16 protein-coding genes are annotated in these 19,564 nt (G+C 34.7%); 4 read left to right on the top strand and 12 right to left on the bottom strand.

The genetic code is table 11. The features are described 5' to 3' along the window. From ACHRVX_RS05575 to ACHRVX_RS05550, 6 genes are all read right to left on the bottom strand, one after another. The gene (locus ACHRVX_RS05575; RefSeq protein ID WP_395330060.1) at positions 1-1,308 is read right to left on the bottom strand and encodes a hypothetical protein; all 1,308 of its coding nucleotides are present in this window, start codon (positions 1,306-1,308) and stop codon (positions 1-3) included. Positions 1,309-1,754: 446 nt separating this feature from the next. Further along, on the bottom strand, positions 1,755-4,988 hold the full coding sequence (locus tag ACHRVX_RS05570; RefSeq protein WP_395330057.1) for a TonB-dependent receptor domain-containing protein: 3,234 nt from the start codon (positions 4,986-4,988) through the stop codon (positions 1,755-1,757). 146 nt (positions 4,989-5,134) lie between these two features. Next, positions 5,135-5,980, bottom strand: coding sequence for a FecR family protein (locus ACHRVX_RS05565; protein ID WP_395330054.1), 846 nt, complete (start codon positions 5,978-5,980; stop codon positions 5,135-5,137). Positions 5,981-6,202: 222 nt separating this feature from the next. Further along, entirely contained in the window at positions 6,203-6,781 is a 579-nt protein-coding gene (locus ACHRVX_RS05560) for an RNA polymerase sigma factor (protein ID WP_395330051.1), read from the bottom strand. A gap of 501 nt (positions 6,782-7,282) precedes the next feature. Next, a complete protein-coding gene (locus ACHRVX_RS05555; RefSeq protein WP_395330049.1) occupies positions 7,283-8,983 on the bottom strand; it encodes a right-handed parallel beta-helix repeat-containing protein in 1,701 nt (566 codons plus the stop codon). Between the two features lie 72 nt (positions 8,984-9,055). Further along, positions 9,056-10,048 (bottom strand): Gfo/Idh/MocA family protein, encoded by a 993-nt coding sequence (locus ACHRVX_RS05550; protein WP_395330047.1) that lies wholly within the window; start codon positions 10,046-10,048, stop codon positions 9,056-9,058. 151 nt (positions 10,049-10,199) lie between these two features. On the opposite strand from ACHRVX_RS05550, the gene ACHRVX_RS05545 reads away from it, so the two are divergent. From ACHRVX_RS05545 to ACHRVX_RS05535, 3 genes are all read left to right on the top strand, one after another. Further along, complete coding sequence (locus tag ACHRVX_RS05545; protein WP_395330045.1) at positions 10,200-10,583, top strand: winged helix-turn-helix transcriptional regulator; 384 nt, start codon at positions 10,200-10,202, stop codon at positions 10,581-10,583. A 21-nt stretch (positions 10,584-10,604) separates the two neighbouring features. Then, positions 10,605-11,183: a Crp/Fnr family transcriptional regulator gene (locus ACHRVX_RS05540; RefSeq protein WP_395330043.1), complete on the top strand. Its 579-nt coding sequence runs from the start codon at positions 10,605-10,607 to the stop codon at positions 11,181-11,183. A gap of 76 nt (positions 11,184-11,259) precedes the next feature. Beyond that, entirely contained in the window at positions 11,260-12,228 is a 969-nt protein-coding gene (locus ACHRVX_RS05535) for an NAD-dependent epimerase/dehydratase family protein (RefSeq protein WP_395330041.1), read from the top strand. 82 nt (positions 12,229-12,310) lie between these two features. On the opposite strand, the gene ACHRVX_RS05530 is transcribed toward ACHRVX_RS05535, so the two are convergent. Beyond that, a complete protein-coding gene (locus tag ACHRVX_RS05530; protein WP_395330039.1) occupies positions 12,311-12,928 on the bottom strand; it encodes a Crp/Fnr family transcriptional regulator in 618 nt (205 codons plus the stop codon). Between the two features lie 130 nt (positions 12,929-13,058). Continuing rightward, positions 13,059-13,616 (bottom strand): NADPH-dependent FMN reductase, encoded by a 558-nt coding sequence (locus ACHRVX_RS05525; RefSeq protein ID WP_395330037.1) that lies wholly within the window; start codon positions 13,614-13,616, stop codon positions 13,059-13,061. Between the two features lie 334 nt (positions 13,617-13,950). Here ACHRVX_RS05525 and ACHRVX_RS05520 point away from each other — a divergent pair, with 334 nt between their 5' ends. Next, positions 13,951-14,616, top strand: a complete 666-nt coding sequence (locus ACHRVX_RS05520) for a YceI family protein (protein WP_395330035.1) — start codon at positions 13,951-13,953, stop codon at positions 14,614-14,616. 71 nt (positions 14,617-14,687) lie between these two features. Here the strand turns inward: ACHRVX_RS05520 and ACHRVX_RS05515 are convergent, their stop codons facing one another. The 4 genes from ACHRVX_RS05515 to egtB are packed head-to-tail and all read right to left on the bottom strand — an operon-like array spanning position 14,688 to position 19,555. Beyond that, positions 14,688-15,845: a MalY/PatB family protein gene (locus ACHRVX_RS05515; RefSeq protein WP_395330033.1), complete on the bottom strand. Its 1,158-nt coding sequence runs from the start codon at positions 15,843-15,845 to the stop codon at positions 14,688-14,690. 23 nt (positions 15,846-15,868) lie between these two features. Then, the gene (locus ACHRVX_RS05510; protein WP_395330031.1) at positions 15,869-17,437 is read right to left on the bottom strand and encodes an ABC transporter permease/substrate-binding protein; all 1,569 of its coding nucleotides are present in this window, start codon (positions 17,435-17,437) and stop codon (positions 15,869-15,871) included. Next, positions 17,434-18,357 carry an ABC transporter ATP-binding protein gene (locus ACHRVX_RS05505; RefSeq protein WP_395330029.1) on the bottom strand — a complete coding sequence of 308 codons (924 nt, stop codon included), beginning with the start codon at positions 18,355-18,357 and terminating at the stop codon, positions 17,434-17,436. Before ACHRVX_RS05505 ends, ACHRVX_RS05510 begins: the two co-directional genes overlap by 4 nt. Positions 18,358-18,373: 16 nt before the next feature. After that, positions 18,374-19,555, bottom strand: coding sequence for an ergothioneine biosynthesis protein EgtB (gene egtB / locus ACHRVX_RS05500; RefSeq protein WP_395330027.1), 1,182 nt, complete (start codon positions 19,553-19,555; stop codon positions 18,374-18,376). Positions 19,556-19,564 lie beyond the last annotated feature (9 nt).

The following is a 19,564-nucleotide window of genomic DNA, read 5'->3' as shown; positions in this document are numbered from 1 at the left end:
TTAAAAATTTGTAAACTTAGTCCAAGTGTTTGTCCACGTAGCTTCTGTTTTGAATGCTCCTGTAGCTCCTGCTAAATTCAACGGACCATCATTAAAGAATGGTTGTGTCAAAGCCCATTTTGTAGCCGGGTTTGCCGTAGAAGTTGCAGTACCAATTCCTGTAAAAGTTGTACCTGCAGGTAATGCTACATTATCAAAACCATGAATAGAAACTTTAGAATAAGTAGAACCACTTGGTAATGATGGAGACTCAAAATTAACTCCTTTGTTGTATCCTGTAACTGTAACATCTGTAAGGCTTATGTTACCTGCTCTGCGAACGTGAATAGCATTTTCATATAAATCTGCTACTGTAGTTGAGCTTACACCAATGATGGATAACTGATTGATTACAGGACGTGTAATAAGTGCTGTAACGGTTCCTGTAGCGTTGTTATCTAACTCAATACCATTAGAATCCGGATTTCCTCCGCTTAAACTATGTGTAGAATTACTGTCGGCAATTGCGATAGCTTTTGTTATTGTTCCTGTATAACCAAGATCAAAATCAAAATTGTCATCATCCGGTGCAAAAGAAACTAAATGTGAAGCATTTACTGTTCCTCCAAAAAATTCAAATGAATCATCTCTTCCGTATGAAACCTGAACGTGATCGATTACAGTACCTGAACCAACACCTCCTAAAGTTAATCCGTTGATCTCAACTCCTGTTGCAGCATCTAAAATACGTCCTGCAAACTCGATACGAACATAATTTAAAGCTCCACCGTTGTGAGCGTTGTTTGAACCTCCGTAATAAAAATCAGAAACAGTTGGCTGATCTCCTAATCCTTCGACAATATTAGTAACTGAACCGTTATTTACCTGAGCATCACCCAAAACAACCAGTCCTCCAAAATCTCCCGGAGTAGCTACTGTTCCTGCGCTGCCATCTAATAAATTATAACTTGTAAAAATAACCGGTGCTGTTGCAGTTCCCTGAGCATCGATCTTACCTGTTTTAGTAATTACAAGAACTCCTGTGGCAACTCCTGCTGCTAATGGTTTCGCTTTAATAAATGTACCTGCCTGAATTGTTAATGTAGCTCCGGATTTTACACGTACAACTCCGTTAATTTCCCAAACTTTATCGCTTGTCCAGGTTGTGTTTGTTGTAATATCGCCACTTACAGTTTGTACTGTTGCAGGATATCCTGTGTAATCAGCACCAGAAGCTTTCATTGAAAAAGAAGAATCAGCAGATGAATCATCATTTTGGCAAGAGCTCACAGCCAGAGCTATCATTGCACATAGAAAAAATTTTTTCATAATAATTTTATTAATGCTATATTTGCTGCTATTACAAACTAGGCCTTTGGAGAGAGCAGCAAAATATCTTTCCTTAGGTCTTTCTCTTTTTTTGGTAAAGATCTTTTTCAATAAACGATCCCGCTTTACCATCGGGGTTTATACCTATAATTCCATCTTTTTACTCATAGGTTTTTTTTAACGCAGTGAAAAGGTTTTCTTTCCATTCTTTTAAAATTTCTATCTTATAAAGAAGAACTTCAAATACTAAATTTTAAAAGAACATCTTAAAGTTCATTTTTACATTTTTATTTAATGCACTAAACAAAAATCAAATCTGATACTTATAACTACATACATTAGCTTTTGAAAAACCAAAATATCATGTCTTTTTTTATTGTTAACGGTTTCTTAATATATCCCGTCATTTGAATTGGATTTAGAATAAACCGCAGTAATTATCAATCTTAAAATGAATAATTGATTGATACACTTATTGTTCTTCCGTTTTTGGCTTTGAATACTTCTCTGTCAAGATCCTGATCAAATTTTGTAGTTGCTCCGGCTCCCAGACTAAATCTCGCTCTTGGATTTGTTCCTTCAGGCACATCTTCAATTTTACTGTAACTGTTAGCATTGTTATACGTTTCTATACCGGCATCAAACATATTTTTCATACTGCATTTTAATTCCAGATTTCTTTCCTTAAAAAATTTGTAACTCACCTGAGCGTCTGTTACAGCATAAGGTTTACGAATTTCCTCAGCAAAATACTCAAAACCAACAAGTATATATTGATCTCCTATTGCATTGTGCCTCAAGCTGAATTCTAAACGTTCGCCTACATAATCCAAACCTAAATTATACGTATAAGGTGATTGTCCGTAAAGTGGCCTGTTAGCTTCATAAAGTCCGCCTGTTCCATCTAAATTGACATATGAAGTAACTTTTGTATCGTTTACAGAGGCGTTTCCGTAAATAAATAAGTCTTTTAAAATCTCGCCTTCGCCTAAAAAAGAAAGGCTTTTATAAAACTCTAATTCTACGCCCCAAAGTTTGGCGTTGCTTGAATTGATATTATAGATATCCCTAACTCCTGACGGATTCAAATAACCAACAGATTCAATGGGATCATCGATATTTTTATGATATACGCCAAAAGATAAAATCTCTCCGCCAGAAGGAAACCATTCTAATTTTAAATCATAATTATTGGCAATACTCGAAATTAATCCTCCTGTATAATTATAAATTTTAGCAGAACGAATGGGGTCGTAATACGGAATTGTCAAACGCTCTGCAAACTGAGGTCTTAAAACCGACTTATTGTAACCAAGTCGTACATTCATTTTATTGGTAGGACTAACAATTAAACTTGCAGATGGCAGAAATTGCCACACTTTATCATCGCCCTGAATTTCAGAAAATCCGTCCGGAGTTTCAGACTGGCTTTCAATTTGTGTATACATATAACTTTCCGCCCTAACACCCCAAACCAGTCTGACAAAGCGGCTCATTTTATTATCGAGCATTAAAAATGGTGAATGTACTTTTACGTCCCCAACATATTTATTGCCATAAATTCCAAAATTCTGCCACCCAAAACCACCGTAATAATAATTTGATCCGTCTAAAAATTGTGTCAGCGGTTCGTAAATATTTGCTCTGTCAGTCGTTTGACCAACTGTAACTAATTTTGAAGATTCCTGCTGATTGGTTGCTTTTTTATAGGTTCCAAAATATCCTGCCTTAATATCATTTGTAAAGGAATCATTAAAATCAAAAGAATATTTAAAATTAATGGCAGCATTATAATCAACCTCATCATTTGTAAAATTACTTCTGCTAAACGGCAATCTTGTTCCTTCATTATAAACCGTATAATAAAGCAATTCATCATCTCCCACTTTTTGCTTCATAATTTCTAAAAATGTCGCGTCTTTTGTATCCTTTGTCACGTTCCCGTAAGCACCGTACCAATTGATCTCTAATTTGTTGAATTTGTGATTTCCTTCAATTTTATTCTGAATAAAAGTCGTGTAAACCGGATAATTAGATTCGTCTACAGAACCCAGATCGTTACCGCTCAAGATATCCGCAGTCTCTTGAGCATTGTCCCAACCAGAAATTTGGTTCAATTGATTGTTGTAAATATGCATTACCGTATTACGACTAGTAATTTTATGGTTTCCCAATTGTATTGCGGCATTAAACATTCCGCCCAAAGTCGAATTAAAATTATAATTAGCGCCTGAGTTTTTAAACCCATATTTTGTAAAAGTAGAATATGGTGCCCCTTTTGTTTCTGCTAAAAACTGTGAATTACTTTTATAATTACCTCTTTCTGTATGTTCAATATCTAATTTTTCCTGTGTATTTTTAAAAATTAACGAACCTACAAATCCCCATTTGTTATCATTGTTTAATTTATAATTTCGCCCAATACCAAATTGAAGCGTAGTTCCCGGCGCACCATATGTTTTATAAGTCGTGAAATTATCCTGAGTAAATTGTTTTGAATGCTCAATAAAAGGTCCTGATTCGGCTTCGTTTGTAGGTTTTTCTAGTCCGCTAATACGGCCGGGATAATTGCGTGTTCCGTCATCAAAACCCAGATAATCGTGATCACCTTCTTGTTTGGTCAGCCTTTCTTTAAAAGCACTTCTGCTATTGTAAGAAGTACTAATAGAGAAATTGGTGAAATTTTCTTTCGGGATATCCATCGTTTTAACCTCAACATAACCTCCGGCAAAATTGGCATACATATCCGGAGTTGCAGATTTACTGACTACAATACTTTCAACAATCGCGGTAGGAATAATGTCAAATGAAAAATTTTGCTGATAAGCATCAGTACTTGGCAATGTTATTCCGTCCATAACAGCCTGATTCCATCTTTCTGCCATAGAACGCACCACAACATATTTATCGCCTACTGTTGTTACGCCCGTGATACGTTTTAATGCACTTCCTACATCTTTATCCGGAGTTCTTGCAATTTGTTCTGATGAAATTCCATCAGAGAATTGAGCTGCTTTTTTTTGCTGTAATAACATTCCCTGAACAGATGCTGTTGCTTTTTTATAATCCTGAACAATAATTACCTCATTAAGCGATTGTGCATCTTCTTTTAAGGAAACTACTAATGGAGTTTCCATTCCTTCATTTACCCTTACTCCTGTAATCTTTTGGGTCTGAAATGATATAACACTAATTTCAATAGTATATTCGCCCGGTTCAAGTTCTAAAACATAATTACCATCAATGTCAGATTGTGTCCCTAAACTTAGCTGAGCCACTTTGATATTAGCTCCCGGTAATGAAAGTCCGTTGACATCTACTACTTTACCAGTTATTTTTCCTTTCTTTTTTTTTTTGGCCGCGTCTTTACTATTTACGGCTATATTATTTTCATTTCTTCTAAAATTTAAGTTCGTCATGTTTTGTAAATCACTTAAAATTTCGTCTATCGAAACATTGTCTTTTTTAAGCGTAATAAGCGGTAAACTCAAATCAAGATCCTTTTGATACACAAATTGATAAGGAGTGCGGGATTTTAGGTTATCAATAATTTTTTGTGGAGATGAATTTTTAAAATCAACCGATACAGTTCCGGTTTGTGAATAACTATTGTGTATTCCGAAGAAAAATCCAAAAAATAAAATCCAAAAGGCAAATTGCCTGGAAATGTCATTGTTCATAATTGATGATTGTTAGTTTATGTAATTAATTTAATATGATTATTAGCGTTAATATTTTTATAGAAATTCAGCAGGTTTCCTGTCGCTTAAATCCAGTTTTTAAACTTGGCTAAGCCACAATCATTTTTCAATAAATTTGTGCTGATTTATTTACTCACTAAATAAGTGTTATTGCCCGTAGATCTGATTTTAATTTCAAGAGCAAAAGCAATAGTTTGAAGCATTTCATACAAACCTTGCCTTGTATCGAGAGTTCCTTTTATAGTCAGGTTTTTTAAATCATCATTAAGATAATTCACCTCAAATTGATGATCTGCCTTTAGCTTACTTAAAACTTGTTCTAAAGTCAATCCGTCTACGTATATTAAAACCTTTTTCCATTGCGGTTCTAACACATTTGTTTTTTGTTTTTGCAGTAATGAATTGTCTGATGTATAAACGGCTTTATAACCGCGTTCCAGTAAAACGGTATTTTTTAAGCTTTCAACCTGGACTTTACCGGTTCTCACATTTACTTCAGGTGTATTATTATAAGCCTTAATATTAAATGATGTTCCTAAAACAGTAGTTTTTATGGTTCCTGATGTAATAATAAAAGGTCGGGAAGGATCACGTTTTACTTCAAAAAAAGCTTCTCCTTTTAAAGTTACCGTTCTTTCATTTTTTGCAAACTGAACAGGATATTCAATTTCCGAATTTTCATTGAGCCAGACACGCGTTCCATCTGATAAACATAAAAGACGAATATCATCATTGAATGTTTTTGCATCAGTAACTTCAACTTTATTATTATTCATTTTTGTGAATACCTGATAACTTGTAATCGAAAAAATAAATAAGACACAGGCAGCAGCTGTCCAATTATAAAAACTTTTATACTGGTCAATTGTAACACTGCGTATATTGTTCCACATACGCGAATTAGTTTCATTTGGCAGAATCCCTCTGTTAGGAATGGCATTCCACTCTTGTCTTAATTTTCTGGATTTCATTTACAAGTAACATTTAATATTAAAAAAATCAGGCATGAATTTTATCGATTCAACTACATTAGATTTTCAGTCTATTAAATATCACGGGCTAACATTACAGTTAACGTTTTCTTAATGCAACAGACGATTATCGTCACTTTAATTTTGAAGGAAATAAGACCTAAAATCAGCAAAAGCGCGAGGTGACATTGCATTATTAATCAGGAAAAATAAAATAAATAATTACGAAACTAATTCTGACTGACTTATAAAAAATAATGCAAACCAATAAAGTTCATGGTTTTTCACGGCGTTTTTTCTAAGAAATTGCAATGTCTTTGAAATCTGGTTAGCAACGGCACTTTGGGACATGTCCATTTCTACAGCAATTTCCTTATAGCTTCGGTCTTCAAACTTATGAAGGCTGAATATTTTTCTTCTTTTTTCAGGTATTTTATTTAAGAGATATTCTATTTCTTCGAGTTTTGAAGTAATATCATCATCTGTCTCTGAGGCAATATCAAGCTCTTTGATTAACTGATCATCTTCTACAGAAAAAATTCTGTTTTGTTTTTTATACCATTTAGAAATTTCCTGTTTAGAGCTTTTAAACAAAATAGCTTCTAAATCTATTGCAGGATCTACTTTTGTTCTGTATTTCCAAAGATGAATAAATACATTTTGTGTCACATCTTCGGCATCTGCCAGTTGTGCGGTATATTTTTTAACAAAACAAAATACTTTATAATGATACAGATCATAGATTTCTTTAAAGCTGGAATCATCACCGGCGCGTAAGCTAATTAGCAAATTAGAACTCATAATGTAATTTTAAATTGTTAAAGAAGACCCTTACAAAAGTATAATAAACCTTTATTGATATTTTTGCGATCCGGTCATTTAATAATTTATTAATATTACGATATCGTTTTAATTTTTATAATTGATTTTAAATGAAAATACAAGGTGTTAAGCCGTGTGCGTAATTATTTTTAACACATAGAAACATAGAATTATTGAACTCGAAAAAAGGCGTTTCGCTTACATTAATACACATCGCTATCTCTATAGTTATAATTATAGCAATACTTTCAAGGATTTTGAATTCAGACAGACCGAAGCATTTACCCGTAACCCAAAAAGATTAGAATTAGGGCGTTACCCACTTACCGAAAAAACAAAAAACCTGTTGGAATTTATTATTCAACAGGCTTTTATAATTTATTCGCATTTTTCTTCTACATTAAAAAAACAATTGGGCTGCTCTCCTACTGAATTACAAAGAATAGAAACAAACTGATAAGATCTTGTATTGTAAAAATTTTATTTTTTTATGATTTTGGATACGAAACTTTTACTTTCAATTTCAAACTTTATAAAGTACATTCCGGAAGGCAATTCTGAGATATTGATTTTGTTTTTATCAAATCCTTCCATAACTTTTTGCCCGATAATAGTAAATATTTCGTATTTATCAACCTTCATTTCAGAATCAATATTGATAAAATTGGTGGCTGGATTTGGATAAACACTGAATGTTGCAATTTCTATTTGATCTATTAGTCCCAAAGTAGTAATTCCAAACTCATCAGCTCCACAATCAATTCTTCCACCTTCGATTCTGGATTCATTGTAATAATCTGTCTCCGTATTGGCAGCAACATAAGTTGGATTTCCGGCATTTTTAGCCGGAGAATTTGTCAGAAGATGAAAATCAGGACTTGTAATTGTGGCGTTAGTTAATTGTGGATTGGCAAATGTTGAATTAGCGTTTGTTGAAGTTCCTGTTACAAAAGCATTGTATCCTGAATATGATTTGCCGTTCCAGTCTGCTGTTAAACCAGCTGTACCTGCCGGACAAAAAATGGTGTTATAATTAAAATTTAAACCTGGCTGCGTTAATTCTGCGTAAGCCAGAACATTTTGAGTACGGGTATAAAAAATATTGTTTTCAATAGTACTATTTTCACTGTAAGAAAGATATAATTCTCCGTTTCCTGAATTGCTGTAATCATTCTGTAAACAAGTATTGTTTCTAAAAGACGAATTGATCACTTTACCGGAACCAGACGGATAATCAAATCCTCCCATGGCAACGGCACAAATTTGATTGTCGTAAAAAACATTGTTTCTAATGATAATTCCATCTGTAGTTTCTCCCTTTTTTTCACAGCCAACCTCTATTCCGTAACCGTTATGATATGAAGTATTGTTTTCGACAATTATATTTTTGCCTCCGTCGATATAAATTCCTCCGGATGTTGAATAGGCTGCAATACAATGATGTGCAATATTGTTTTTAACAAGTCCGTTTCGTGCCTGATCATTTGCAGGAGTTGGGCAAGTGCCTTCGTGACCAATTAAATCGATACCAATATTGGTTAGATTATAAACAGTATTGTTTGTGACTTCAAATCCGTTTACGTTTCCATTTACTGCAATTCCTTCACTATAGCCTAATCTGCAATTATACAATTCATTATTTTGTATTTTTAAATTGGTAATAGCGGTTGTTCCGTTTGTACCAAAAACGATAATTCCCTGCGCATTTACGGTTTCACTTACCGCTGCATTTACATTTGATGAAAAATGAATATCGTGTATTTTGCAATTTTTAATGGTAATATTTGCCCCGCTTCCTTCGACTAAAATTCCCTGCGCATCATTTTGAATATTATTTTGAAGTTCAATTCCATCAATAGTAACATTACTTTTATTGTTGATGGCAAGAACAGCATTTTGAGTTTTTATTCCTCCTGCATCAATAACAGGAAGTGTTGCAGAATAATTTTTCAGGGTAATATTATTGTTCGGAATTAGAATTTTTTCTAAGTAGGTTCCCGGAAAAACATTTAAAACGCCGTTTGCCGGCAATTGATTCAGTCCGTATTGTATGGTTTTCCAAGGAGAAGCCAGCGAACCTGAATTCGTATTACTGCCTGTTACGGCAACATAATAGTTGGTTTGGGCAAAACAAAAATTAGACAAAACGCAAAACAGTACAATTGTAATTTTTCTATTCATTTTATTTTTTTTATTTTAAAACGCCATTGGGTTTGGCGTTTTGTTAGAGATTTGGTTAGCCAAATGTATTAATTAAAGACTGATATTCTCTTTGTTATTTTTTTTTATAATATTCAAAATATCCAAAATAGTAGCCGTATTATCTATTGCTTCATTCATCGCCAAGATCTGTTTCTCTTTATTGTAATTTTTAATCTGATCGACAAAAGTTTCGGCTTCAAACAAAAGACCACTTCCATAAGGAACTTCAATTTTTTCTAATTCATAATTCCAGTCTAAATCTCTTTTAATTTCTATAAAGGCGGTATTGGCTTTCGTTATATTATTATATCCGGCAGTAATGATTCCTTTTGATCCTATTACGCGAACATGACGGTGCGGAGCTGCATTAAAATTACAGTTTAACTGTGCGGTTATTCCATTTTCAAACCTGAACATTGCAGCAACGGCAGTGTCCAGATCGTGATTATTCAATTTTCCGAATGCCAGTATTTCCCTCGGTTTTTGTCCTGTAACAGCACGTATTATGCTCACCGGATAAGCTCCTGCATCCCACATTACACCACCGCCAAGTTCTGGTTTTAAGCGTATATTATTTTCGGCATCATCAACAGTAAAACCAAAATCAGCATAGATTTGCGCTACTTCACCAATAATTCCGTCTTGTATCATTTTAAGCATCAAAATAGTTTGTGGCTGAAACTTATACGGGTAGCCTTCCATCAGGAATACATTATTTTTTATTGCCTCCTCATACATTTCTTTTACATCTTCGACTTTTAAAGCAATTGGTTTTTCACATAAAATATGTTTTTTAGCCTGTGCTGCTTTAATCACCCATTCTGCATGAAGCGAATTAGGAAGCGGGATGTAAACGGCATCGATTTGTGGATCATCCAAAAGTTCCTGATAAGATGCGTATGCTTTTTCGATACCAAATTCTTGTGCAAATAAGTGCGCTTTTTCAAAACTGCGACTTGCCACTGCCGTAATTTTAATTGTGGCAGATTCTTTTAAAACCTCGATAAAAGAGCGCGAAACATTAGCCGTTCCTATAATTCCCATTTTGAGCATATTTTCTAAAATTTATCGGTTTTTTTATTCCATTAAACCGTGTTAAGGAATCAAATGTAACAGTATGCTTTCATACGAAAAAGTACTAACCATTTGGTTCGCTATGAACATATTAGTTAGATTTGCACAAAACCAAATGGTTATGGACGAAAAAAAAATGGAAAAAAATACGATGGAAGCAAACTATACAGATGGTGATACTTTTTTTTCCTGTCATGTTGAACTCGCAAACAAAAGCATCAGCGGAAAATGGAAAATACTCATTCTCTTCAGATTGTCTTTACACGAATTTATACGATATAGTGAATTAAGAAAAGAATTGGGTTCAATTTCAGAAAAGATGCTTAGCAATCAGCTGAAAGAGCTTGAAAATGATGGACTGGTCAACCGAAATGTTTATCCCGTAGTACCGCCAAAAGTAGAATATAGCCTTACAGAAAGTGGCAAAGGTATTATTCCTGTGATTGTGGCATTGAGAAATTTTGGCTGTTTTTTAAAACATCGTAACGGAGAAACTAATTATTAAATCGTGATATGAATTACCAAAATGACAGAACAATTTTTTAATTACACTGATAAATTTGTCGAATTCACACAAACCGACAAAGAATTACTTGAGGCTGCGTTAACTTTTAAAAAGGCGGATGCAAAAACAGAACTAGTGGTGTTTGATGAACCTTCTGATGAATTATTTTTCATATTAAAAGGATGTGTAAGAAAATATTATGTCAAAGATGGAGAACAAATCACAACGAATATCATTACCGAAAACAACTTTATAGGAGCTTTTACCAGTTTGATAACAGGATCAAAAAGTAATGAAACTATTGAATGTCTGGAACCTTTAGAAATGCTCATTCTTACCAAAAAAGATTTAGACAGATTTTATAAAGAAATTCCTTTGATGAATGAGTTTATACGAAGAATTTTAGAACAGACTTTAATTCAATTTCAAAAAGCTTTAACAGCCTTTATTCTTGACAATCCGGAAGAGAGATACGAAAAGCTTCTTTCTGAAAATCCTGAAATTTTAAAAAGAGTACCACAGCATATGCTGGCTACATACTTAGGCATTACTGCTACTTCACTAAGCCGTATCAGAAAACGAATTTTTAAGAAGATCTAACATTTCTTGTCTTTTGTAAACGTTTTTTATCTGCTGCTATCTCCAACTTTGCCTTGTAATTTTAAACAATCAAAGTATGAAACAAGTATTTGTAACAGGAGGCTCCGGATTTGTAGGTCAGAATCTGATCCCGATGCTTATCGAAAAAGGCTATAAAGTAAAGGCATTAGCACGTTCATCAGCAGCTATTCAAAAAGTAGAAAAGTTGGGGGCAATAGCAGTAAAAGGGGATTTAAACGACGCAAAAGCTTTAGCTGAAGGCGTGAAAGAATGTTCAACACTATTCCATTTAGCTGCCTCAGTTGATTTTTTTGCTTCTGAAAAAAAATTGAAAAAACTACACGTCGAAGCTACAGAATTATTGTTGTCAGTAGCTAAAAATGCCAACATTAAAAAATTTGTTTATCTTGGCGCTGCATCTGTAATTATGAACGGTAAACCCATTATAAACGCTGACGAAACGTTTATATCTGACCATATTATCGATGGCTACTCAAGAACAAAACTACAAGCTGAAAAGCTGGTCTTAAGTGCCAACACAAAAACATTCCAAACGGTGTCACTCAGGCCGCCGATGATTTGGGGAAAAGGTGATCCTAATACGTTAGCCGGAATTATCGATACTGTGAAAAAAGGAAATATGCAATTTATTGATGGCGGTAATCATCGTTTTGTAACTTGTCACGTTATTAATGTTTGTCACGCCCTCATTTTAGCCAATCAGTCTGAACAAAGTGGCGGTCAGGCGTATTTCCTGACCGATGGCGAAACACCTGTTTTCAAGGACTTTATTAAAAAATATGTTGGGACACAAGGAATACTTGTTCCTGATAAAGAGATTTCTTTAGCAATGGCAAATAGAGTGGCTGCTGTAATGGAATTTTTCTGGAAGACTTTTAAACTTAAAGGACATCCGCCACTTTACAAAGGTCTTGTAAATGCATTGGGATTAGAATTTATTACTAATGACAAAAAAGCAAGACAACAACTTGATTACAAGCCTGTAGTAACGATTATGGAAGGACTAAATTTGATGAGGGAATAAAATTACAGACAACAGCCACGGGTTTAGCTTTATGAAATATAATAAAAGAAATCCGTGGTTGTTAAAGTGTTTATTTTAAATACTACTGATCCGTCATTATTTTTTTTCTAATCTTACTCAAAAACTCGGGAGTAATCCCTAAGTATGAAGCGATTTGCGTATTGGGGATTCTGTTTACAAATGCAGGAAACTCTTTTGTAAAACTAACATATCGTTCCTCTGCAGTAGAACTGATATTTTGAAGGATTCGGTTTTGAAAGTTGATGTATTTTCGCTCTGTTATGATCCTGAAATTGCGGTCGAATTTGTGGTAATTTATAAATAAGTACAGCAAATCATCGTGCTGAATTTGCAAAACAACCGAAGGTTCTATGGCTTCTATGTGCATTCGGCTTGGCTCCTCTTCATAAAAACTATGAAGATCGCTTATCCATTCATTTTCAGCAGCAAATTGTAAATTGTGTTCTTTTCCGACAGGATCTACGGCAAACATTTTAAAACAGCCCGAAACTATAAACGAATAATGACGACAGACATCACCTTCCTGCAAAAGATAACCTTTGCGCCTGATATTTCTTTGCGAGAACAGCCGAATAACTTCATCACATTCCTTTTTATCAAGGGCAAAATAGCCCGTAAAAAAACGAATCAATTGTTCTGCCAGAGAATCATTAACGGCTGATGCTTTAGTAGTATTCATAGAATTGTTTAAAAAGATAGAATTGTTTAAGTAGTAAAAGTAAGAAATGTGAGCCGTATTAAAAAAGTTTTAATACGGCTCACATTTCTTTAAGATCCTTTTGTTTTAAGAAGCTATATGCTTCAAAAGATTATTTTTGATTTTGGCTGAACCAAATTATATAAGCGTCAACCGCTTTTTTAATAAAATCTTTGGTATCGCCCTCTTTTATCGTTCCGCTTTCATCAAAAAGCTCATTAATTTTAGCAAGGTACACTTCCGGTTGCTGCATCACAGGAATATTTAAAAATACAAGACTTTGTCTTAAATGATGATTTGCACCAAAACCTCCTACAGCACCTGGCGAATTACTAAAAATCGCTCCCGGTTTACCATCCCAGACACTTTTACCATAAGGACGTGAACCTACATCAAGTGCATTTTTAAGCACTGCCGGCACAGATCTGTTATATTCAGGAGTAATAAAAATAAATCCGTCAAGCTTTTTTACCTCCTCTCTAAAAGTTGTATAAGCTTCCGGCACTTCATTATTATCGTCAAAATCCTGATTGTATATCGGCAGGTCATCTAACCTGATGGTTTTAAACTCAAATCCTTCGGGCGCCATAGCTAATAAAGCTTTACCTATTTTTTTTGAAAATGATTCTTTACGAAGACTTCCTGCGATGATTCCAATTATTTTACTCATAATTATTCTGTTTTATATTAATAACCTGATGCTTTTTAGGCATCGTTTACTTCTCTAATTTACAAAAAAAATACAGCGGGAACCTTAATTTCTTCATAAATTACACCTGAAATACTTACAAAATAAATTGAACTGCACATTTTTATTAGAAATTAAAAACGACTAATTCTGACAGGAGAGACAAATTATTGAATAAGTATAACGAATGATTTATTTGATTTTCCTGAAATTATCACTAAATTTCCGATTAGTATAAACCTGTCTTTTTTTAATAAAATGAACTTTGAATTAAAATAAGACGCATTCATTAACAAAACTTATTAAACGTAAACAAATGAAAAAATTTACTGTATTATCACTAGTCGCTGTTACTTTATTTATAACAGCATGCAAAAAATCTTCGGAAACAACAACGACCGATGAAAAGCAGGTTGCCGAAAAAAAGGGCGAAGTATTAGCCGTAAACATTGAGACGTCAAAAGTAGACTGGAAAGCGTTTCACAAAGGAGGTTTTGCTCCTCGTTGGGGAACTCTTGCTATTACATCAGGTGAAGTATCAGTTGAAGGTAATGAACTTACTGCAGGTGATTTTGTGATTGATATGAAATCTATTAAAGTAGATCCGGCGTCTGTAACTGAAAAAGATAAAAAATATTCAGAACTAGAAGCACACTTAAAAAGCGCTGACTTTTTTGACGTTGAAAAAAATCCAACAGCTGACTTTAAAATTACAAGTGTAACTAACTTAACTGCAAAAGATACTTTATCAGAAGCTCCAAATAAAACAGTAAGCGGGAATCTTACTCTTAAAGGCAAAGCAGTAAATGTTACTTTCCCTGCAAAAGTTACTGTAGCTAACGGAACTGTAACTATACAAGCTAAATTTACTGTTAACCGTACCGATTGGGATATTAAATTTGGAGCATCTGAAGCTGATCCTGCAGAATGGATGATCAGTAAAGATATCGAAATTGGTATCAATGTTACGGCGGGAAAATAATAAGGAACGTTTCATTATTCTTCGTAAAAAAGGCAGTCTGTTATTTTAGACTGCCTTTTTTGTTTTTATAGTTATGATAATCCTTTTAAAAGTCTTTCAAGTCCATTTTGAAAAAGAACTCGTGGCGTTGCAATATTAATTCGCAGAAATCCTTCTCCCGAAGTTCCATACATAGTGCCCGAATTAATCCAAAGCTTTTGCTCGTCAAGAAGTATATGCGCTAATTCATCAGCGGTTTTTCTTAATGCTGTGCAATCCAGCCAAACCAAATAAGTGGCTTCTAAACGGGTAACTTTAATTTGAGGAAGATTTAAGTTGATAAATTCTACGAGAAAAAGATAATTCTCATAAAGATATTCTTTTAAAGTATCAAGCCATTCTTCTGATTCTTCATAAGCGGCAATAAGTGCTGTGATGCCAAATATATTGAGTAATTCTATGCCCATTAATTGAAATGAGGATTGAATTGCTTTACGGAATTGTTCGTTTTGGGTAAAAAAATAACCAACGTGTAATCCCGCTAAATTAAAGCTTTTCGTTGGCGAACTCAGCGTTACGGAATTAAGACTGTACTTTTCGCCTAATGAAGCAAACGGAATGTGATTGTATCCTGTAAAAACCAAATCGGCATGGATTTCATCTGAAATAATTGTCACATTATTTTTCAAACAAATATCGCCAACGGTTTGTAATTCTTCTCTTTTCCACACTCTTCCCACAGGATTATGGGGATTACAGATAATCAAAAGCTTGACTTGAAGGTCAGCGGCTTTTTGTGCCAAATCTTCAAAATCAATACTGTATTCACCATTATTGTAAAGCAGATTATTCTCGATGGCAATTCGTCCGCTATTTTCGATACTGCTGTAGAAATGATTGTAAACCGGTGATTGTATCATGACTTTGTCTCCCGTTTTTGAGAGCGATTGTATGGCTGCGGATAATGCAGGTATAACTCCTGAAACGGGTACGAGCCATTCTTTTTCAAGAGTAAAACCATATCTTTTTTTCCACCATTTCATGATGGCAGCATAAAATGCTTCGGGAATTGCGGTATAGCCAAAAATACCGTGATCTACTCTTTTCTGTAAAGCATTTAAAATGGCTGGTGCCGATTTAAAATCCATATCGGCAATCCACATTGGCAGTACTTCCCCAAACGGAACTTCATCCCATTTAATAGAATCACTGTCTTTGCGTGCTATTACTTCATCAAAATTATATTTCATGATAGGAAGTTTTGGTTTACATTTTATTTTTTAGCACAATACTCACTAAGTTGAGAAATTGTTTTAATCTGCAATTGTTTCGCCTGAGATCTGCGCATCATTAATGCATAAGCATTGTTAAAGCCTATAGGTTTGAGCCATTGCAATTGATATTGTTTCTGAAATTCTGCCTGAACATAATCATAGGTTTTTCTGCTGTTTTTTGAAACTTCTTTAATTTTTTGTTCCGATGGTTTTAGCAATACTAACAATCCTGTTCCTGTGTATTCCGGATAAAAGTCAATACCATCATTCATTAAAGCATCAAAACATATTTTTGTTCCGCCAAGTCCGGTTTTGGTTTCAACCTTATAATTGGTATAACCTTCAATGAGCATTTTGTACATTTCTGCCAAAATATATTGCTCACCAAAAATCTTGGAACCAATTCTGATCGTTTCGCCGTTTGCATGATTTCCTTTTTTATATAAACCCTGAGTTACCAAAAAATCTTTAGCCACTTTCTCCGGACTTTGTTTTAAAAGTTCGGTTTTATAATTAAGATCGGTCATAATACTGTCGTTGATTTTTCCTGCCAGAAGATTTAAAGTTTGTTCTAATCCGTGAAATTTTTTCAGCGTTTGGGTTTTAATTATCGGCGCAGCATAATAAGGCGGAAATATGGTTTTATCATCTTCTAAAACGACTAAATCAAACGCTTTAATCCTTCCATCTGTAGAATAACCGCTAATCAAATCCAGTTTTTTCTGATATGCCGCTTCGTACATAATAGCATCTGAAACCACAAGCGGATTCACTTTTAATCCATACACAGATCGAAGCCCCAAATCCCCATCCTGACGTCCCATAAATTCAGGTGTGAATCCGGCAATTATCTTTCGTTCCGTTTTAGCCGAAAACATAAAATAAAGACCTGTTACCACTACAATAGCGCAAATAATATAAAAAGCGTTTCGAAGTGTTTTTAAGGTCGCCTTTTGAAGATAACCAATAATCAAATCCAATAAAACAGCCAATGCCGCCGCAGGAATTGCTCCAGCTAAAATCATATTGCTATTATTGAGCGAGATTCCTCCAAAAATAAATTCGCCCAATCCGCCCGCCGCTACAAAAGATGCAAGAGTAGCAACACCAACATTAATTACGGCAGCAGTTCGAATACCGGCTATGATCACGGGCATCGCTAACGGAAATTCAACTTTAAACAATCGCTGGGTTTTGTTCATTCCAAGTGCCGTTGCGGCTTCAATAACTACAGGATCTACTCCCGTAATTCCGGTATAAGTATTTCGTATAATGGGAAGTAAGGCATAAATAAGCAATGCAATTATTGCGGGTGCCGCACCAATACCAAAAAGCGGAATCATAAAACCCAAAAGCGCAATGCTGGGAACAGTTTGTAATATTCCTGCTGTTCCTAATACCGAAGCAGCTAATCTGCGTCTTCGCGAAATTAAAACACCTAACGGAATTCCGACTAGAATTGCCAGAAGCAACGATAAAAAAGTAAGTCCCAGATGCTGCCCAATTTGTACAAAAAGCTTTTCATGTTGTGACACCATAAATTGCCAAAGGCTTTGCTGTTGTGTCATACTGTTTGGAGTTTTCTGTAGTGATTAAAAGCCTGCACAAGTTGTTCGTAGTCCTCATTAAAATCATTTTCGGCACTAAAAATTTGTAAGGTTTCCCAAATAGTAGCATTTTTATTGAGTTGTTCCTGTGCTTTTACGGATAATGGTTTTCCAAGAAAAGATAATACTGATTTTACCGAAGCAATTTTATATTCCAGCATTAATCGATTACTGGCAAAAAAATCCTTCACAAAATTATTTGCAGGATGATATAGTATTTCGGTTGGAGAACCTGTCTGCACAATTTTTCCTTTATCCATCAGACAAATACGATGTCCGAGTTCAAAGGCTTCAATTATATCGTGCGTTACTAAAATAGTGGTTTTGTTTTTAAGTTCATCAAGATTCTTAAACTCATTATGAATCGCCGACTTTGTAATGGTATCTAATGCACCAAAAGGCTCATCCATTAAAAGAACCGGAGTATCGGCAATCAATGCCCGCGCGATACCAATGCGCTGTTGTTGTCCTCCGCTGAGTTCATGAGGAAAAACCTTTAACAAGTCTGCTGTAAGATGTAATTTTTCTAAAAGTTCAAATGTTCTTTTTTCTGTCTTGTGCTTTTCCCATTTAAGCAAATTGGGTACAATCGCGATATTCTGCGCTACATTATAATGCGGAAAAAGTCCCGCATGCTGCATCACAAAACCAATGTTTTTGCGAAGCTCCTCGGGCTTTTGATTTCTGATATTTTTGCCGTCAATAAAAATATTCCCACTATCCGGTTCAATAAGCCGATTGATCATTTTTAAAGTAGTTGTTTTACCACAACCGCTAGTGCCTAATAATACCAGAATTTCCTTATCATGGGCTTCAAGTGAAATTGAATCTACTGCTTTGTTTGCACCAAAACTTTTGGAAACTCCTTCTATACTAATCATATATAATACTGATAAATTATTTTGCCAGACGAATGCCCATAAATTGCCATTGATGGCGCGGATGAAAAAAGTTACGGTAAGTAGTACGGCTATGTCCTTCCGGAGTTGCTACAGAAGCACCGCGCAAAATCATTTGGCTTACCATAAATTTACCATTATATTCGCCTATTGCTCCAGGTGCTTTTTTAAATCCCGGATAAGGCAAATACGCACTATCTGTCCATTCCCAGCGTTGTCCCCAGTTTAAATTTGGCGAAGCAATCTCCCACTCTGCTTCTGTTGGCAAACGCATTCCTTTCCAGGAGGCAAATGCCGAAGCTTCATAAAAATTGATATGACAAACGGGTTCATTCAAATCGATTTCTTTCAAACCGGCAAAAGTATAATTCATCCATTTTTCATCGATATAATGCCAGTATAAGGGTGATTTTGCTGTATTTTCTTTTACCCATTCCCAACCTTCAGAATGCCAGTACTTAAAATTAGTATATCCTCCGTCAGTAATAAATTTGAGATATTCCGCATTGGTTACAGGATATTTAGCAATTTCAAAATTATCTGCATATACTTTATGACGCCCAAGTTCATTATCAAAACAAAAATCTTCGCCCTGATAGCCAATTTCATAAATACCGGATTCGACTTTTATAAATTCGTTGTTTTGAATGCTTTTTTGATCGAAAACAGCATCTGCACTATAAACCGGAAAAAGCGGATTGTGTCCTAATATATATTTGATGTCGCTGTATAATAATTCCTGATGCTGCTGCTCATGATTAAGTCCGAGTTGAAGCAATTCTGTTAATTCTGCCGAAAGGGAATTCTTTTGCAGAAAAGCTTCCATGTGCTGATCTACATAAGCACGATAACGATATACATCCGTAACCGAAGGTCGGCTTAAATTACCACGATCCGTGCGTACAACGCGCGCACCAACACTTTCATAATAACTGTTGAAAACAAAATCGTACTGGTCATTAAAAACCTGATAATCCTTGTAATTTGGTTTCAGAATAAAAGTTTCAAAAAACCAGGTCGTGTGTCCTAAATGCCATTTCGGCGGACTCACATCTACAATGGGCTGCACAACATAATCCTCTATTTCCAGAGGTTTGCAGATATTCTCAGAGTGCAATCTGATTTTATTGAATTTGTCCAGTATATTTAGGTTACGAATTGCTGAGGCTTGTACTTGCATAGTATTATC

The organism is Flavobacterium sp. FlaQc-47, assembly GCF_044006475.1.
Taxonomy (GTDB): domain Bacteria; phylum Bacteroidota; class Bacteroidia; order Flavobacteriales; family Flavobacteriaceae; genus Flavobacterium.
Note: the sequence above shows the minus strand (reverse complement) of the source record. Positions and strands in the feature narration are given on the sequence as shown.

Coding starts and splice junctions, on each gene's coding strand:
- ACHRVX_RS05575 (WP_395330060.1), bottom strand. CDS start 1,308: ATGAAAAAATTTTTTCTATGTGCAATGATAGCTCTGGCTGTGAGCTCT.
- ACHRVX_RS05570 (WP_395330057.1), bottom strand. CDS start 4,988: ATGAACAATGACATTTCCAGGCAATTTGCCTTTTGGATTTTATTTTTT.
- ACHRVX_RS05565 (WP_395330054.1), bottom strand. CDS start 5,980: ATGAAATCCAGAAAATTAAGACAAGAGTGGAATGCCATTCCTAACAGA.
- ACHRVX_RS05560 (WP_395330051.1), bottom strand. CDS start 6,781: ATGAGTTCTAATTTGCTAATTAGCTTACGCGCCGGTGATGATTCCAGC.
- ACHRVX_RS05555 (WP_395330049.1), bottom strand. CDS start 8,983: ATGAATAGAAAAATTACAATTGTACTGTTTTGCGTTTTGTCTAATTTT.
- ACHRVX_RS05550 (WP_395330047.1), bottom strand. CDS start 10,048: ATGGGAATTATAGGAACGGCTAATGTTTCGCGCTCTTTTATCGAGGTT.
- ACHRVX_RS05545 (WP_395330045.1), top strand. CDS start 10,200: ATGGACGAAAAAAAAATGGAAAAAAATACGATGGAAGCAAACTATACA.
- ACHRVX_RS05540 (WP_395330043.1), top strand. CDS start 10,605: ATGACAGAACAATTTTTTAATTACACTGATAAATTTGTCGAATTCACA.
- ACHRVX_RS05535 (WP_395330041.1), top strand. CDS start 11,260: ATGAAACAAGTATTTGTAACAGGAGGCTCCGGATTTGTAGGTCAGAAT.
- ACHRVX_RS05530 (WP_395330039.1), bottom strand. CDS start 12,928: ATGAATACTACTAAAGCATCAGCCGTTAATGATTCTCTGGCAGAACAA.
- ACHRVX_RS05525 (WP_395330037.1), bottom strand. CDS start 13,616: ATGAGTAAAATAATTGGAATCATCGCAGGAAGTCTTCGTAAAGAATCA.
- ACHRVX_RS05520 (WP_395330035.1), top strand. CDS start 13,951: ATGAAAAAATTTACTGTATTATCACTAGTCGCTGTTACTTTATTTATA.
- ACHRVX_RS05515 (WP_395330033.1), bottom strand. CDS start 15,845: ATGAAATATAATTTTGATGAAGTAATAGCACGCAAAGACAGTGATTCT.
- ACHRVX_RS05510 (WP_395330031.1), bottom strand. CDS start 17,437: ATGACACAACAGCAAAGCCTTTGGCAATTTATGGTGTCACAACATGAA.
- ACHRVX_RS05505 (WP_395330029.1), bottom strand. CDS start 18,357: ATGATTAGTATAGAAGGAGTTTCCAAAAGTTTTGGTGCAAACAAAGCA.
- egtB (WP_395330027.1), bottom strand. CDS start 19,555: ATGCAAGTACAAGCCTCAGCAATTCGTAACCTAAATATACTGGACAAA.